14 protein-coding genes are annotated in these 15,293 nt (G+C 67.4%); 11 read left to right on the top strand and 3 right to left on the bottom strand.

The window, feature by feature from the left end:
- The first annotated feature begins 81 nt into the window (after positions 1 to 81).
- Both rnr and FHT32_RS09155 read left to right on the top strand, forming a co-directional pair.
- Entirely contained in the window at positions 82 to 2,352 is a 2,271-nt protein-coding gene (rnr, locus tag FHT32_RS09160; RefSeq protein ID WP_371132159.1) for a ribonuclease R, read from the top strand.
- 58 nt (positions 2,353 to 2,410) lie between these two features.
- Positions 2,411 to 3,175: an SDR family oxidoreductase gene (locus tag FHT32_RS09155; RefSeq protein ID WP_176664295.1), complete on the top strand. Its 765-nt coding sequence runs from the start codon at positions 2,411 to 2,413 to the stop codon at positions 3,173 to 3,175.
- Positions 3,176 to 3,180: 5 nt separating this feature from the next.
- On the opposite strand, the gene FHT32_RS09150 is transcribed toward FHT32_RS09155, so the two are convergent.
- Positions 3,181 to 4,641 carry an NAD(P)H-hydrate dehydratase gene (locus tag FHT32_RS09150; protein ID WP_176664294.1) on the bottom strand — a complete coding sequence of 487 codons (1,461 nt, stop codon included), beginning with the start codon at positions 4,639 to 4,641 and terminating at the stop codon, positions 3,181 to 3,183.
- Between the two features lie 53 nt (positions 4,642 to 4,694).
- Between FHT32_RS09150 and FHT32_RS09145 the strand changes: the two genes are divergently transcribed.
- A complete protein-coding gene (locus tag FHT32_RS09145; RefSeq protein WP_176664293.1) occupies positions 4,695 to 5,123 on the top strand; it encodes a hypothetical protein in 429 nt (142 codons plus the stop codon).
- Here FHT32_RS09145 and FHT32_RS09140 read toward each other — a convergent pair.
- Positions 5,113 to 6,366, bottom strand: a complete 1,254-nt coding sequence (locus tag FHT32_RS09140; protein WP_176664292.1) for a D-amino acid dehydrogenase — start codon at positions 6,364 to 6,366, stop codon at positions 5,113 to 5,115. The two genes, FHT32_RS09145 and FHT32_RS09140, sit on opposite strands and share 11 nt — an antisense overlap.
- Before the next feature lie 53 nt (positions 6,367 to 6,419).
- Positions 6,420 to 7,742: an amidase gene (locus FHT32_RS09135; protein ID WP_176664291.1), complete on the bottom strand. Its 1,323-nt coding sequence runs from the start codon at positions 7,740 to 7,742 to the stop codon at positions 6,420 to 6,422.
- Positions 7,743 to 7,953: 211 nt separating this feature from the next.
- Between FHT32_RS09135 and rpsB the strand changes: the two genes are divergently transcribed.
- The 8 genes from rpsB (at position 7,954) to rseP (ending at position 15,287) form a co-directional block, all read left to right on the top strand.
- Positions 7,954 to 8,706, top strand: coding sequence for a 30S ribosomal protein S2 (gene rpsB, locus FHT32_RS09130; protein ID WP_176664290.1), 753 nt, complete (start codon positions 7,954 to 7,956; stop codon positions 8,704 to 8,706).
- A gap of 80 nt (positions 8,707 to 8,786) precedes the next feature.
- Complete coding sequence (gene tsf, locus FHT32_RS09125; RefSeq protein ID WP_176664289.1) at positions 8,787 to 9,710, top strand: translation elongation factor Ts; 924 nt, start codon at positions 8,787 to 8,789, stop codon at positions 9,708 to 9,710.
- A gap of 96 nt (positions 9,711 to 9,806) precedes the next feature.
- Positions 9,807 to 10,529, top strand: coding sequence for a UMP kinase (pyrH, locus tag FHT32_RS09120; RefSeq protein ID WP_019652424.1), 723 nt, complete (start codon positions 9,807 to 9,809; stop codon positions 10,527 to 10,529).
- A gap of 11 nt (positions 10,530 to 10,540) precedes the next feature.
- Positions 10,541 to 11,101 carry a ribosome recycling factor gene (frr, locus tag FHT32_RS09115; protein WP_176664288.1) on the top strand — a complete coding sequence of 187 codons (561 nt, stop codon included), beginning with the start codon at positions 10,541 to 10,543 and terminating at the stop codon, positions 11,099 to 11,101.
- An 8-nt stretch (positions 11,102 to 11,109) separates the two neighbouring features.
- Positions 11,110 to 11,832, top strand: a complete 723-nt coding sequence (gene uppS / locus FHT32_RS09110; protein WP_176664287.1) for a polyprenyl diphosphate synthase — start codon at positions 11,110 to 11,112, stop codon at positions 11,830 to 11,832.
- Positions 11,833 to 11,853: 21 nt separating this feature from the next.
- Complete coding sequence (locus FHT32_RS09105; protein ID WP_176664286.1) at positions 11,854 to 12,699, top strand: phosphatidate cytidylyltransferase; 846 nt, start codon at positions 11,854 to 11,856, stop codon at positions 12,697 to 12,699.
- Complete coding sequence (gene ispC, locus FHT32_RS09100; protein WP_176664285.1) at positions 12,696 to 13,886, top strand: 1-deoxy-D-xylulose-5-phosphate reductoisomerase; 1,191 nt, start codon at positions 12,696 to 12,698, stop codon at positions 13,884 to 13,886. The genes FHT32_RS09105 and ispC overlap by 4 nt, the downstream gene beginning before the upstream one ends.
- A 27-nt stretch (positions 13,887 to 13,913) precedes the next feature.
- On the top strand, positions 13,914 to 15,287 hold the full coding sequence (gene rseP / locus FHT32_RS09095; protein WP_176664284.1) for an RIP metalloprotease RseP: 1,374 nt from the start codon (positions 13,914 to 13,916) through the stop codon (positions 15,285 to 15,287).
- The last annotated feature ends 6 nt before the right edge of the window (positions 15,288 to 15,293 follow it).

Raw genomic sequence — 15,293 nt, 5'->3', positions numbered from 1 at the left:
CCACGTAGTTGCAGAAGCAACTGCGTTTTGAATTTCAGGAAAGAAGGAGATCATATCAAAAATAACGTTACTTCCAGCGGCCTGCTGGATGAAATCGAAGGAACTGTCCAAGGACATCGCGACGGGCACGGCTTCGTGCAGCGCGACGACGGCGAGGCGGACATCTATCTGCCTCCGAATGAAATGCGAGCGGTGCTGCACAAGGACCGCGTCAAGGCGCGCATCGTGCGCCAGGACCGCCGCGGACGCCCTGAAGGGCGCGTGGTGGAGATCGTCGAGCGCCCAGAGCAGCCCATCATCGGCCGCCTGTTGCACGAAGGCGGCATCTGGCTCGTCGCACCGGAAGACAAGCGCTACGGCCAGGACGTCCTGATTCCCAAGGGAGCGACCGGTCCCGCGAAGGTGGGGCAGGTCGTTGTCGTGCAGCTCACCGAGCCGCCGGCCCTGTTCGGCCAGCCCGTGGGTCGGGTGAAAGAAGTGCTGGGCGAGATCGACGACCCCGGCATGGAGATCGAGATCGCCGTGCGCAAGTACGGCGTGCCGCACGAGTTTTCCGCGGAGTGCCTGGCAGCGGCCAAGGCATTGCCCGAGAAGGTCCGCCCCGCGGACAAGAAGGGGCGCGTCGACCTCACCGACATCCCGCTCGTCACCATCGACGGCGAAGACGCCCGCGACTTCGACGACGCCGTCTACTGCGAGCCCGCGAAAGTAGGCCGTGGCAAAGGCTGGCGCTTGCTGGTGGCCATTGCCGACGTCAGCGCCTATGTGCAGACCGGTTCGCCCATCGACATCGACGCCTACGACCGCGCCACCAGCGTCTACTTTCCGCGCCGGGTCATTCCGATGCTGCCGGAGAAGCTCTCGAACGGCCTGTGCTCGCTCAACCCCGAGGTCGAGCGCCTGTGCATGGTGTGCGACATGCTGGTCGCCGCCGATGGCGAGATCTACGCCTACCAGTTCTACCCGGCCGTGATGTTCAGCCACGCGCGCTTCACGTACACCGAGGTGGCCGCCATCCTGGGCAACACGCGCGGTCCCGAGGCTGCGAAGCGCAAGGACCGTGTCAAGGACCTGCTGAACCTTGCAGACGTCTACAAGGCGCTGCTCAAGCAGCGCGGCAAGCGCGGCGCCGTCGACTTCGAGACTACCGAGACCCAGATCATCTGCGACGAGGCTGGCCGCATCGAGAAGATCGTGCCGCGCACGCGCAACGAGGCGCACCGCCTGATCGAAGAGGCGATGCTTGCCGCCAATGTCTGCAGCGCCGACTTCATCGCCGAAGGCAAGCACCCGGGCCTGTATCGCGTGCACGAAGGCCCGACGCCCGAGAAGAAGGAGATCCTGCGCGGCTACCTGAAGGCGATGGGCGTGGGCCTGAGCATCACCGACGACCCTCGGCCGGGCGAGTTCCAGGCGATCGCCGAGGCCACCAAGGACCGCCCCGACGCGCAGCAGATCCACACCATGCTGCTGCGCTCGATGCAGCAGGCGATCTACACGCCGATCAACAGCGGCCACTTCGGCCTGGCCTACGAGGCCTACACGCACTTCACCAGCCCGATCCGGCGCTATCCGGACCTGCTGGTGCATCGCGTGATCAAGGCGATCCTCGGCAACACGCGCTACCAGCTGCCGATGCTGCCGACCCCCGGCGAGGCACATGCCAAGCTGGCCAAGCGGCTCGCATCGCGCGTGAAGGCGCCCACCGCCAAGCCGCAGAAAGCCACCGTTGCGCCCAGCAAGGAAGTGCTTGCATGGGAGGCCGCGGGCCTGCACTGCAGCGCCAACGAGCGCCGTGCCGACGAGGCCAGCCGCGACGTCGAGGCCTGGCTCAAGTGCAAGTACATGCGCGAGCATCTCGGCGAGGAATACGGCGGCGTGGTCACGGCGGCCACCACCTTCGGCATCTTCGTCACGCTCGATGCGATGTACGTCGAGGGCCTGGTGCACATCACCGAGCTCGGCGGCGAGTACTTCAAGTTCGACGAGATGCGCCAGGAACTGCGCGGCGAGCGCACCGGCATCCGCTATGCCATCGGCACGCGGGTACGGGTGCAGGTGAGCCGCGTCGACCTGGACGGCCGCAAGATCGACTTCCGCCTCGTGCGCGAAGGCGAAGAGCTGACGACGCGGGCCATGAAGGACAAGGGGGCGGCATCATCGGGCGTGCCCTTGAAGGCCTCGGCCAAGCGCAGCACGCGCAACAAGGCGGAAGCCGGCAAGGCCGAGCCGCGCGGCGATCGGCCGACTTCGGCCACGGCCGGGGCGCAGTCGGCGATGCAGGCCTTCAAGTCGGCGGTGAAGAAAGCCGCCAGCAAGATGAAGGGCAAGGGGCGCAAGCCGCGCCGTTGACCTGGCCTCGCACAACCGAACGAACCATCGACAAACCGAAAAGAAAGAGACAGACAGCATGAGCGCTGAAGACAACAAGGGCCGCATCGCCATCGTCACGGGTGCGGGCTCCGGCATCGGCCGCGCTGCCGCGCTGGCGCTGCTGGGCGACGGCTGGAGCGTCGCTCTGGCGGGCCGCCGCCTGGAGCCGCTGGAGCAGGTGGCGGAAGAATCGGGCGCCGGCGCGCGCGCCTTCGCGGTGCCCACCGACGTGTCGAACGCGGCCTCGGTGCAGGCCCTGTTCGCCGCCACCGTCGAGCGCTTCGGCCGCGTCGACCTGCTCTTCAACAACGCCGGCGTGGGCAACCCGCCGGGCCCGTTCGAGGACTGGACGCCCGAGCAGTGGCAGGGCGTGGTCGACATCAATCTGACCGGCATGTTCTTCTGCATCCAGCAGGCATTCCGCACGATGAAGGCGCAGACGCCGATGGGCGGGCGCATCATCAACAACGGCTCCATCTCGGCCACGGCACCGCGTCCGAACTCGGCCGCCTACACGGCGACCAAGCATGCGGTCGAAGGGCTCACCAAGACCGCTTCGCTCGATGGCCGCAAGTACGACATCGCCGTGGGGCAGGTGGACGTGGGCAACGCCATGACCGAGCTGGCGGCGCGCATGGCCAAGGGCGTGCCGCAGGCCAACGGTGAACTCGCCATCGAGCCGCTGATCGACGTCAAGATCGTCGGCCAGTCGGTGCTCTACATGGCGAACCTGCCGCTGGAAGCCAACGTGCTGTTCCACACCATCATGGCGACGAAGATGCCCTTCGTCGGCCGCGGCTAGCGTCTTCAGCCGGCTCCGCGGCGGGCCAGAGCGCCGGCCGTGAGCGTGGCCGCGTCGGCCGGCCATGTGTCGGCGATGTGGCCATGCAGCCAGACGGATTCGCGGGCCGCTTCGAAGGCGGGTCGGCCCGCCGCCAGCGCCGCGCCGATCATTCCGGCCAGCACGTCGCCTGTGCCCGCGCTTGCCAGGCGGGCGTTGCCGCTCAGGTTGATGACGGGCAGGGTATCGGCAGCGCCGGCGATGACGGTGCCCGAGCCCTTGAGCACCCCCACCACATTGAAGCGCGCGCAGAGTTCGCGCGCGGCGGCCAGCCTGTCGGCCTGGATTTCGCCGACCGTGCAGTTCAGCAGGCGCGCCGCTTCCAGCGGATGCGGCGTGATTACCGTGGGCGATCCGTCTTTTCCGCGCGATGACAGCTGCGTTTGCAGTGCGCCATCGGCCACGATCACATTGAGCGCATCGGCATCGAGCACCAGGGCGGCCGCCGTCGAGAGCACGCGCGGCAGCAGTTCGCGCACGGCTTCTCCTCCGCCGCAGCCGCAGACGGCCGTCATGCCGGAAAGATCGAGCGTCCGAGCGTCGCGCAGCATCAGTTCGGGCTGCGCGGCATCGACGGGCGCCGCGCTCGGATCGAGCAGCCCGACGAACACGCGGCCCGCGCCCCCGTGAAGCGCCGCCGAGCCGGCCAGCAACGCCGCGCCTGCCATGCCGGAAGCGCCCCCGATCACCGCGACGTCGCCATAGCTGCCCTTGTGCGAGGCGTGGTTGCGAGGCTGCGCCTCGGGCGCTCCGGCGATGCGTGCCACGGGCTGGTCCCTGAAGGCGCCGCAACCCAGGTCGTCGAACCAGACCGTGCCCGCCGCATCGCGGCCTTGCGCCGTGAACAGGCCGGGCTTCAGCGTGAGGAAGGTGATGCAGCTGCGGGCGGCTGCCCGTGCATGACCGGCGCCCTGAGGCAGCGTGCCGGTATCCGCATTCAGCCCGGAGGGCACGTCGACGCACAGCACGGGTTGGCCGCTGGCGTGCATCTGCTCGAGCCAATCGGCCATTGTGCCGTCGGGCGGACGCGTCGAGCCGATGCCGAGCAATGCGTCGATCGCGAGTTCGTAGGCCGAAGGCGGCGTCGCGGCAAAGGTGACGCCTGCGTCGCGGGCCCGCTGCAGCGATGCCTTGGCGTCGGGTGGCAGCCTGCCTTCGTCGCCGAGGAAGGTGACGACCGGGAAGAAGCCCCGGTGCCGCAGTTGGGCGGCAGCCTCGAAGCCGTCGCCGCCGTTGTTGCCGGGGCCGCAGGCCACCCAGATCGTGCGCGCGTGTGGCGCGATCGCCATCGCGAGCCGCGCCACCGCGAGGCCCGCGCGCTGCATCAGCGTGTGGGCGGGCAGGGCGGCCGACGCTGCGTGTTCGATGCGGCGCGTGGCGGCGATGTCGAACAGATCGGCAGCGGTGGCGGAGGTGATGCGTCGCATCGGCGCATTGTGCCGCTGGCCTGCCTGGCGGCTTGCCTGCCTATGATCCCGGGATGAATTTCAAGGGCGTCGGTTGGGTGCTTGTCCTGCTCGTCGCGGCGCTGGTGGCGTTCCTTGCCGCCACGCTGGCGTGGATCGCCGGGTTCGCATGGGTCCTGGGCCTGCTGTGCCTCGTATGGGGCGTTTTCCTGCTGGCCGAGTTCAGGCGATGGATTCCGCTGCGGGACGTGGCCTGGGCGGCCAATGTCGGCTTCGGCATCAGCGTTATGCGCTGGTTCGACCTGCCGGCCGAGGCGACTTCCGGCCTGGAACGCCTGGCACTGCTGGGCGGCGCCGGTTTGTGCCTGGTCTTCTTCGCGTTGATCTGCCCCGGATTGCTGGGCTGGGTGGCCGGCAGGTTCCGGCCGCCTCCGGAGCCGGAGCTTCCCGTCGAAAAGCCGGCAAGTCCCGAGGCCTTGCGCCGATGGGGTCCTAAAGACTGAGCCGCTCGACCCCGAGCCCTTCGAGGTCGATTCCCGGTTCACGCCCGCCGATCAGGTCGCCCAGCACCCGCGCGCTGCCGCACGACAGCGCCCAGCCACTCGATCCATGGCCCAGGTTGAGCCACACGCCGGGAATGCCGCTGGCCCCCAGCACCGGCGGACCGTCGGGCAGCATCGGCCGGGCGCCTTTCCATTGCTGGATGCCGGACTGCAGCGTGGCGGCACCCGGAAACCAGTCGTGCAGCACCTTATAGAGCGTCTGCACGGCGGCCGGATTCATCGTTTCCAACGAGCCGCCGATCTCGGCGCTGCCGGCCACGCGCACGCGTTGGCCCAGCCGGGAGATGGCGACCTTGAAGCGCTCGTCCATCACCGCGCTGCGCGGCGCATTGAGCGGCTCGCGGATCGGCGCGCTCACCGAATGCCCGTAGACCGGCGCCATCGGGATGCGCAGGCCCAGCGGGCGCAGCAGCGCGGCCGATTGCAGTCCGGCGCAGACCACCACGGCGTCGTAGCGGACCGGGTCTGAGCCGCTGGCGAGCGACAGCGAGGTGGGCGCCGCGCGGCTCAGCGGGGCGATGTCGCAGTTGAAATGGAACTGCGCACCGAACGACTCGGCCTCCCACTTGAGCAGCAGCGCGAACTGGCGGCAGTTGGCCACCTCGTCCTCGGGCAGGTGGATGGCGCCCACGAGCGGGGTGTCGGGATTCAGGGCGGGCTCGATCAGCCGGGCTTCGTCGGCGTCGATTTCCTTGAAGACGCTCCCGGCGGCGCGCAGCACGTCCAGGCCGGGCTGCACCAGCTTCTTGTCGCGCTTGGAGCGCAGCAGCACCATGTAGCCGTCGCTGCGTTCGTAGCTGAGTTCGCGCGCCTCGGTCACTTCGTGCAGCCGGTTGCGGCTGTAGAAGGCCAGGCGCTGCATGCGCGCGCGGTTGGCCAGGTAGGTTTCGAGCTTGCAGGCCTTCTGCCAGCGGGAGAGCCAGCCGAGGTCGCGCGAGCCCAGGGGCCAGCGCAGCTTGATGGCGCCGTGCGAGGACAGCAGCGAGCGCAGCACCTTGCCGCGCATGCCGGGACCGGCCCATGGCGTGACGTATCCGGGAGCGACCACGCCGGCGTTGGCGAAGCTGGCTTCCTCGGCGGCGGCGCCGCGGCGCTCGAACACGGTCACTTCATGGCCGTCGGAAACCAGTTCCCAGGCGGTGGTGACGCCGATGATGCCGGCGCCCACGATCGCGATTTTCATTGAGTGTTCAGATAAGAGATGGCTGGCGCCCGCAGAGGCGGACGCGACGGCCTTTATTCTTGCAGCGCGCGCTCGGTCTGGAGCGCCACCGCGAGGATGGCGTCGTCGTGCAGCGCGGCGTGCCACAGCATCAGGCCGACCGGCAGTTCGCCGGGGGCGTGGCAGGGCAGCGAGATGGCGCAGCCGTCGAGCATGTTGACGATCGACGGATTGCGCAGCAGAAGGGCGTTGACGCGGAAGAACTCCTCGTCGCGCTCGGCGCCCGGCGCCACGCTGGCGATGGGCGGCGCGGTGATCGGCACGGTTGGTGACAGCACTGCGTCGAACGGCGCGAGCGCGGCTTCGACGCGGGCGATCCAGTCGCGCCGGGCATTGATCAGGTCGATGTATTCATGCGCCTTCATGGCGGCGCCGCGCAGGATGCGCTGGGCCACACGGGGGTCGTAGCCCGCGCCGCTGCGCTCCAGCAGCAGCCGGTGCCAGGCGTACGACTCGGCGGCCGAGAAGCCGCCGGTGGCATTGATGCCTGCCAGTTCGGCGAGCTCGGGCAGCTCGATTTCCACGATGCGGGCGCCGGCGGCGCGAAGCGTCTTCAGCGAGCGCTCGAAGGCGGCGGCCACCGGGGCTTCGATGCCGTCGAAGAACACGTTCTTCACCACCGCCAGCCTGTAGGCGGCGAGGGGTGCGTTGCCAGCCGTTACTCGGCGCGCGGCGAGGATCTCGTGCGCGGTGATGGCGTCGCGCACCGAGCGCGTCATGGCGCAGACGGTGTCCAGCGTGGTCGAGAGCGGCAGCGCGCCGGCCGTGGGCGTCAGCCGGGCCGTGTTCTTGAAGCCGACGATGCCGTTCAGGGCTGCCGGGATGCGGATCGAGCCCCCGGTGTCGGAGCCCAGGCCGATGAATGCGGCTCCGCTGGCCACCGAGATCGCCGCGCCGGACGACGAGCCGCCCGGAATGCGCGGCACGGCGGAGTCGCTCACGTTCGCCGACGTGCCGTGGTGCGGATTGACGCCGACGCCCGAGAAGGCGAATTCCGTCATGTTGGTGCGGCCCGTCATCACGCCGCCTGCCGCGCGCAGCCGGGCCACGGCCGGCGAATCGGCCTTGGCGGCCGGAGCGTGACCCAGAACGGCGGAGCCGGCGGGCGTCGGCTGGCCCTCGACGTCGAACAGGTCTTTGGCGGTGAAGGCGAGGCCTGCAAGTCGGCTGCCCGGATCCGACGCGGCCGCCGCTTGGCGGGCCTCGTCGAACATGGTGCGGGTGAATGCGTGGGCGCAGGCCGGCGACTGGGCGATGCCGATGGCGCGCTCCATTTCGGTGCGTGCGTCGGTGCCACCTGCCAGAAGGTCGAGACGGGTGGCGTGAAGGTCGTTCATGGGGAGGCTGCAGGGGCCGTCAGGGCAACGGCTTGGTTCAGGGGAGGGGGCGGCGGCCGTGCTATACTCTTTGGGTTTCGCTGGTCGGGCAACGGCTTTCGTTGCATCCCAGCCAGACACATCCGCAAACCGGCCCAATCAAGGTGTTGCGACTCGATCCAAAGAGCGCAAAACGGGCTGGATTTTAGACCCAACCTTTGGAGTAATTTCAATGTCTACCACCATGCGCGAAATGCTGGAAGCAGGTGTCCATTTTGGTCACCAAACCCGCTTCTGGAACCCCAAGATGGCTCCGTACATCTTCGGCCATCGCAACAAGATCCACATCATCAACCTGGAAAAGTCGCTCCCGATGTTCCAGGAGGCGATGAAGTACGCCAAGCAGCTCACCGCCAACCGCGGCACGATCCTGATGGTCGGTACGAAGCGCCAGGCCCGTGAGATCGTGGCGGCTGAAGCCCGTCGCGCCGGCGTGCCTTTCGTCGACACCCGTTGGCTCGGCGGCATGCTGACCAACTTCAAGACGGTCAAGACCTCGATCAAGCGCCTGAAGGACATGAAGGCCCAGCAGGAAGCTGGCCTCGACAACCTGAGCAAGAAAGAGCAGCTCACGTTCACGCGTGAAATCGAGAAGCTCGAGAAGGACATCGGCGGCATCCAGGACATGACCGCTCTGCCCGACGCCATCTTCGTGATCGACGTGGGCTTCCACAAGATCGCCGTGGCCGAAGCCAAGAAGCTGGGCATTCCGCTGATCGGCGTGGTGGACTCCAACCACTCGCCCGAAGGCATCGACTACGTGATCCCCGGCAACGACGACTCGTCGAAGGCCGTCACGCTGTATGCCCGCGGTATCGCCGATGCGATCATCGAAGGCCGCAACAGCGCTACCGGCGACGTGGTCAAGGCCATCGCCGAAGGCAATGACGAATTCGTCGAAGTCGAAGAGGGCGCCTCGGCCTGATTGGCGCGCCCGCGAGCCTGAAGAAGGGGCTTTTGTGCCCCTTTTTTTTAACCTGATTTTTGAATTCACGGAGATACAAAATGGCTGCAATCACCGCAAGCATGGTCGGCGAGCTGCGCGCGAAGACCGACGCACCGATGATGGAATGCAAGAAGGCCCTGACCGAGGCCGACGGCAACATGGAAAAGGCCGAGGAGCTGCTGCGCATCAAGCTCGGCAACAAGGCTGGCAAGGCATCGAGCCGCATCACCGCCGAAGGCGTGGTGGCCGCGTACGTTGCCGGTGATGCCGGCGCCATGATCGAAGTCAACTGCGAAACCGACTTCGTCTCGAAGAACGACAGCTTCCTGGCCCTGGTCAACGCCGCAGCCAAGCTCATCGCCGAGAAGAATCCCGCCGACATCGCCGCGCTGGGTGCCCTGGCCTACGAGCAGGACGGCTTCGGCCCCACGCTCGAGGACGTGCGCAAGGGCCTGATCGGCAAGATCGGCGAGAACATGACCTTCCGCCGCTTCAAGCGCTTCGCCGGCAACGGCAAGCTGGCCTCGTACCTGCACGGCACGCGCATCGGCGTGATGGTCGAGTTCGAAGGCGACGACACCGCCGCCAAGGACGTCGCGATGCACATCGCCGCCATGAAGCCCGTGTCGGTCGCCGCTTCGGACGTGCCCGCCGAGCTGATCGAGAAAGAGCGTGCCGTGGCAGCCGGCAAGGCGGAAGAAGACCGCAAGACGGCCGAAGCCGAAGGCAAGAAGCCGCAGCCGGCCGACATCGTTGCCAAGCGCATCGAAGGCGGCGTGCAGAAGTTCCTCAAGGAAGTCTCGCTGCACAACCAGCCGTTCGTGAAGAATGACAAGCAGACCGTCGAGCAGATGCTCAAGGCCGTCAACACCACGATCAAGGGCTTCACCCTGTACGTGGTGGGTGAAGGCATTGAGAAGAAAGTTGACGACTTCGCCGCAGAAGTCGCTGCACAAGTCGCCGCAGCCAAGGCTGCCGCTTAAGCCTTTACGGCTCCAACGACGGTGCGTTCGCGCGCACCGTCGTTTTTTCATCGCCACGTTTTACACTCGTCTCGCCCCAACCAAAGGAAATTGCCCATGTCTGATGCCCGCCCAGCCCACAAGCGAATCTTGTTGAAGCTGTCGGGAGAGGCATTGATGGGTGACGATGCCTTCGGCATCAACCGCGCGACCATCGTGCGCATGGTGCAGGAGGTGGCCGAGGTCGTGAACATGGGCGTCCAGGTGGCGGTCGTGATCGGCGGCGGCAACATCTTCCGCGGCGTCGCGGGCGGCTCGGTCGGCATGGACCGCGCCACCGCCGACTACATGGGCATGCTGGCCACGGTCATGAATTCGCTGGCCCTGGCCGATGCGATGGACAAGCAGGGCCTGGTGGCCCGTGTGATGTCCGCCATCGCCATCGAGCAGGTGGTCGAACCCTATGTTCGCCCCAAGGCCCTGCAGTACCTCGAAGAGGGCAAGGTCGTGGTGTTCGCGGCCGGCACGGGCAATCCGTTCTTCACCACCGATACGGCCGCCGCGCTGCGCGGTGCCGAGATCGGCGCCGAGCTGGTGCTCAAGGCGACGAAGGTCGACGGCGTCTATACCGCCGACCCCAAGACCAATCCCGACGCAACGCGCTACGCCACGCTGACCTTCGACGAGGCGATCGCGCAGAACCTCGGCATCATGGACGCCACGGCCTTCGCGCTGTGCCGCGACCAGAAACTGCCGATCAAGGTGTTCTCGATCTTCAAGAACGGCGCGCTCAAGCGCGTCGTCATGGGAGAGGACGAAGGCACGCTGGTGCATGCCTAGGAGTATTTGAGATGACCATTGCAGACATCCGCAGCACGACTGACGCGAAGATGAACCAGTCGATCGCGGCATTCCAGAACAACCTCACCAAGATCCGCACGGGGCGTGCCAACTCGGCGCTGCTCGATGCGGTCCACGTCGAGTACTACGGCTCGCAGGTGCCGCTGAGCCAGGTGGCCAACGTGTCGGTGCTCGACTCGCGCACCCTGAGCGTGCAGCCCTGGGAAAAGGGCATGGGCGCGAAGATCGAGAAGGCCATCCGCGAAAGCGACCTGGGCCTGAACCCCGCCTCGATGGGCGACCTGATCCGCGTGCCGCTGCCCGCCATGAGCGAAGAGCGCCGCAAGGAAATGACCAAGCTCGTCCGCAACGAAGGCGAGAGCGCCAAGATCGCTACGCGCAACCTGCGCCGCGATGCGAACGAAGCGGTCAAGAAGCTGGTCAAGGAAAAGCTGGCGTCGGAAGACGACCAGAAGCGCGCCGAGGCCGAGATCCAGAAGGTCACCGACCGCCACATCGCGGAAATCGACCGCCTGGTCGCGGCCAAGGAAGCGGAGATCATGGCCGTTTGAGGCCTGCCATGGCCTCTTCAGCGCCGCGCATTCCCCACCACGTTGCCATCGTCATGGACGGCAACGGCCGCTGGGCGACGCGGCGCTTCCTGCCCCGCATCGCGGGGCACAAGCAGGGCGTCGAATCGCTGCGCCGCTGCGTCAAGGCCTGCGTCGAGCGCGGCGTGGCCGTGCTCACCGTGTTCGCGTTCTCGTCCGAGAACTGGAATCGTCCTGTCGAGGAGGTTTCCGGGCTCATGGAGCTGATGGTCGGTGCGCTTGCCCGTGAGGTGCCCAAGCTCAGCGCCGACGGCGTGCGACTGCATTTCGTCGGCGAACGCGCGGGCCTGTCGCCCAAGATGGTGAACGGCCTGCTCGACGCCGAGGCCGCCACCGCGCACAACTCCCGGCTGATGCTCAACGTCTGCTTCAACTACGGCGGTCGCTGGGACATCGCGCAAGCCGCCGCAAGGCTCGCGGCGCAGGGCGAGGCGATCACCGAACTCAGCCTCGATCGCGCCATGGCCCTGGCCCACGTGCCCGATCCCGACCTGTTCATCCGCACCGGCGGCGAGCAGCGTCTGTCCAATTTCCTGCTCTGGCAGAGTGCCTACGCCGAGCTTTTCTTCAGCGACAAGCTATGGCCCGAATTCGACGAGGCAGCGCTGGACGAGGCCATTGCCGCGTTCCAGGGCCGCGAGCGGCGTTTCGGCCAGACCTCGGCGCAAGTCTCATCCACCGCCGCGGCCTGAAGGCGCGGGAACCCCTTCCGCATGCTCAAGCAACGCATCATCACGGCGATCGTGCTCCTCGCGATCCTGCTGCCGGCGCTGTTCTACCCCAGCTACGTTCCCTTCGGCTGCGTCATGCTGGTGCTCATCGGGGCCGCGGCCTGGGAATGGGGGCGCCTGAACGGCTACGGGCAGGGCGTGTCGCTGTTCCTCGGCGCCGAGACGATCGTGCTGTGCGCGCTGTCCTGGTGGCTCGGGCTGCTGGAGCAGCCGCTGGTCCTGATGTGGACCCTTGCCAGCGCGGCCTGGGTGCTGGGTGGCGCTGCGCTGCTGCGCGTGGCGGTGCCGGGTTGGCCGCGCATTCCGCGCGGGCTGCGGCTGGTCGGCGGCCTGCTGGCGCTCTGGGTCGCGTGGCTGGCCGCGGTGCAGGCGCGGATGATCGGCATCAACTTCCTGTTGTCGATCCTCGTGCTGGTGTGGGTTGCCGACGTGTTCGCCTATTTCGCCGGCCGCGCCTTCGGCCTCAAGTTCACCCGCAGCAAGCTCGCCCCTTCCATCAGCCCCGGCAAGAGCTGGGAGGGCGTGTGGGGCGGCATGATCGGCGTGGTGGTGCTGGCATTCGCCTGGGTGTGGGCCGACAAGGCCACGGGCGCCACGGTGGCCAGCCTGTACACCCGTCTCAACGAGCGGGGCTGGTGGCTGCTGCTGCTCGCCGCGCTGTTCCTTTCGGCCATGAGCGTCGTGGGCGACCTCGTCGAATCCCTCATCAAGCGCAGCGCCGGCGCCAAGGACAGCAGCCGGCTGCTGCCCGGCCACGGCGGCGTCCTCGACCGCGTGGATGCCCTCTTGCCGGCGCTTCCTATTGCCATGATGCTGGCTTTCCTGTGAACTCTTCCAGAAAACAATGCGTGACGGTGCTCGGCTCGACCGGTTCGGTCGGTGTCAGCACGCTCGACGTCATTTCGCGCCACCCCGAGCGTTTCGAGGTGTTCGCGCTTTCCGCGGCCACCAGGGTCGACGAATTGCTGGCGCAGTGCGCGCAGTTCTCGCCGAAGTTCGCCGTGATGGCCAGTGCCCCGCATGCCGCTGCGCTGGCCGAGAAGCTGAAGCAGAACGGCCTGAAAACGGCCGTCCTGATGGGCGACGATGCTCTCGAAACCATAGCTTCCCACGAAGAGACCGATTCCGTGATGGCCGCTATCGTCGGCGCCGCGGGCCTCGGGCCTTGCCTGGCAGCCGCGCGTGCCGGCAAGCGCCTTCTGCTGGCCAACAAGGAGGCGCTCGTCGTCGGTGGCGAGCTTTTCATGCGCACCGTGCGCGAGGGCGGCGCCACGCTGCTGCCCATCGACAGCGAGCATTCCGCCATCTTCCAGTCGCTGCCCGAAGACCCGTCCACCTGGGCGCGGCGCGTCGACAAGATCATCCTGACGGCGTCGGGCGGCCCGTTCCGCACGCGCGCACCGGAAACCCTGAGCGCGGTCACGCCCGAGCAGGCCTGCGCCCATCCGAACTGGGTGATGGGACGCAAGATCTCGGTCGACTCGGCCACGATGATGAACAAGGCGCTCGAAGTCATCGAGGCGCGCCACCTGTTCGGCGTGTCGCCGGAGCAGATCGAGGTCGTCATCCATCCGCAGAGCGTGGTGCATTCGATGGTGCAGTTCACCGACGCCTCGGTCATCGCCCAGCTCGGCACGCCCGACATGCGGGTGCCGATCGCGGTGGGGCTTGCCTGGCCCGAGCGCATCGAGAGCGGCGCCGCACGGCTCGACTTCCGGCAGATGGGGTCGCTCACGTTCGAGTCTCCCGACGCGGAACTCTTTCCGGGACTGGGCCTTGCGTGGCACGCACTTCGGGCCGCGCCGGGCACGACGGCGGTGCTCAATGCCGCCAACGAGGTCGCGGTGGAGGCTTTCCTCGACCGCCGCCTGCGCTTCGATTGCATACATGCGGTGAACATGGAAACTTTGGAAAGAGTCGCTCCCTCCAAGCCGGCATCGCTGGCCGACCTGCTGGCGATCGACGCCAGCGCCCGTGCGGCGGCCAATGCCGCGGCGCTTCGCTTCGCCGCCTGACGCCTCCTCCGGAAACCAAGGACTCCGATGCTGCTTACTGTCATAGCCTTTGTGGTTGCGCTCGCCGTCCTGATCGCGGTGCACGAATACGGCCACTATCGCGTGGCGGTGGCCTGCGGCGTCAAGGTGGAGCGCTTCTCCGTCGGTTTCGGCAAGGCGCTGGTCCGCTGGCAGCCGAAGCGGCAGCATCCGGGTCAGCAGACCGAGTTCGTCATCGGCGCATTCCCCTTCGGCGGCTACGTGAAGATGCTCGACGAGCGCGAAGGCCCCGTGGCTCCCGAGGAGCGTCATCGCGCCTTCAACACCCAGCCGCTGCGCTCGCGTGCGGCCATCGTGGCCGCCGGCCCGATTGCCAACCTGCTGCTGGCGGTGGCGCTCTACACGGCCGTCAACTGGATCGGGGTGCAGGAGCCCGTGGCCACGCTGGCGCGACCGGTGGCCGGTTCGCTGGCCGAAGCCGCAGGGCTGAAGGGCGGCGAGCACATCGTGCGGGCGGGTTTCGACGGCGATCTCTCGCCGGTCCAGTCCTTCGAGGATCTGCGCTGGCGCATGACGCGCGGTGCGCTCGACGGCCATGACCTGACGCTCGAAGTCGCGGGCGAGGGTGGCCGGCCGGCGCGTCAGCTGGTGCTTCCGCTGAGCCGGATGCAGACGAAGGACGCCGATCCGCAGATGTTCCGCAAGATCGGCGTGCTGGCTCCCTTGACCCGGCCGGAGATCGGCGAGGTCATGAAAGGCAGTGCGGCCGAGGCCGCCGGGCTGCGCAATGGCGACGTCGTGCGCGCCATCGGCAGCACAGAGATCATCGAGGGGCAGCAGCTGCGCGAGGTAATCCGCGCCTCCGTGGACGGCGATCAGCCCCGCGTCCAGGCCTGGCGGATCGACCGCGGCGGCCGCTCGCTCGTCATCGACGTGAAGCCCGAGGTGCGGGAGGAGGGCGGCGCCAAGGTGGGGCGTGTCGGCGCCTACGTTGGCGCGCCTCCGGAAATGGTGACTGTGCGCCAGGGGCTGGTCGACGGCGTTTGGCGCGGCGTGGTGCGTACCTGGGAGGTGTCCGCGCTGACCGTGCGCATGATGGGCAAGATGGTGATCGGCGAGGCTTCGCTCAAGAACCTGAGCGGTCCGTTAACGATCGCCGACTACGCCGGCAAGTCCGCAAGCCTCGGTTTCACTCAGTACCTGGTCTTCCTGGCGCTTATCAGCGTGAGCCTCGGGGTCCTCAATCTCATGCCGCTGCCGGTCCTCGATGGGGGACACCTGATGTATTATCTTTGGGAGGGCCTGACCGGCAAGAGCGTCTCTGACGCCTGGATGGAACGGCTTCAGCGCGGGGGCGTAGCCCTTCTGCTGGTCATGATGTCGGTCGCACTCTTCAACGACGTCACGCGGCTCTTTGGTTAACTTTCT

Source organism: Variovorax sp. SG517, assembly GCF_013376045.1.
In the GTDB taxonomy this organism is placed as follows: Bacteria; Pseudomonadota; Gammaproteobacteria; order Burkholderiales; family Burkholderiaceae_C; genus Variovorax.
The sequence above is the reverse complement of the archived record's forward strand: the minus strand, read 5'-3'. Positions and strand labels throughout refer to the sequence as shown.

Bases quoted from the DNA above. Each gene is read 5' to 3' on its own strand.
- rpsB (WP_176664290.1), top strand. From the start codon at position 7,954: ATGTCTACCACCATGCGCGAAATGCTGGAAGCAGGTGTCCATTTTGGT.
- uppS (WP_176664287.1), top strand. From the start codon at position 11,110: ATGGCCTCTTCAGCGCCGCGCATTCCCCACCACGTTGCCATCGTCATG.
- FHT32_RS09135 (WP_176664291.1), bottom strand. From the start codon at position 7,742: ATGAACGACCTTCACGCCACCCGTCTCGACCTTCTGGCAGGTGGCACC.
- pyrH (WP_019652424.1), top strand. From the start codon at position 9,807: ATGTCTGATGCCCGCCCAGCCCACAAGCGAATCTTGTTGAAGCTGTCG.
- frr (WP_176664288.1), top strand. From the start codon at position 10,541: ATGACCATTGCAGACATCCGCAGCACGACTGACGCGAAGATGAACCAG.
- rseP (WP_176664284.1), top strand. From the start codon at position 13,914: ATGCTGCTTACTGTCATAGCCTTTGTGGTTGCGCTCGCCGTCCTGATC.
- FHT32_RS09140 (WP_176664292.1), bottom strand. From the start codon at position 6,366: ATGAAAATCGCGATCGTGGGCGCCGGCATCATCGGCGTCACCACCGCC.
- FHT32_RS09145 (WP_176664293.1), top strand. From the start codon at position 4,695: ATGAATTTCAAGGGCGTCGGTTGGGTGCTTGTCCTGCTCGTCGCGGCG.
- FHT32_RS09150 (WP_176664294.1), bottom strand. From the start codon at position 4,641: ATGCGACGCATCACCTCCGCCACCGCTGCCGATCTGTTCGACATCGCC.
- tsf (WP_176664289.1), top strand. From the start codon at position 8,787: ATGGCTGCAATCACCGCAAGCATGGTCGGCGAGCTGCGCGCGAAGACC.
- FHT32_RS09105 (WP_176664286.1), top strand. From the start codon at position 11,854: ATGCTCAAGCAACGCATCATCACGGCGATCGTGCTCCTCGCGATCCTG.
- FHT32_RS09155 (WP_176664295.1), top strand. From the start codon at position 2,411: ATGAGCGCTGAAGACAACAAGGGCCGCATCGCCATCGTCACGGGTGCG.